The 253-nt window shown below is 61.3% G+C and carries 1 protein-coding gene; it reads left to right on the forward strand.

What is annotated here, in order from left to right; all coding sequences use genetic code 11:
* A partial coding sequence (locus SB771_RS35860; protein ID WP_410722150.1) for an enoyl-CoA hydratase-related protein occupies positions 1-253 on the forward strand: 253 nt, incomplete at both ends.

Here is a 253-nt window from a genome sequence, read left to right on the forward strand (position 1 = left end):
CTATTTGCTTACCGCAGACAGCTTCACCGGCGAGGAAGCTGAGCGCATGAATCTAATCTCTCTGGCGCTTGAAGACTCGGAGGTCGAAGCCAAAGCCGTCGAACTTGCATCCCGACTGGCCGATGGCGCGCCCGGCGCCATCCGCTGGACCAAGCACGCGCTGAACAACTGGCTACGACAGGCCGGCCCGATATTCGATGCCTCGCTGGCGATGGAGTTCATAGGCATGGCCAGCCCGGAAGGCAAAGAGGGG

Origin of the sequence: Burkholderia sp. SIMBA_051, from assembly GCF_046534915.1 — a bacterium.
GTDB lineage: Bacteria > Pseudomonadota > Gammaproteobacteria > Burkholderiales > Burkholderiaceae > Burkholderia > Burkholderia ambifaria.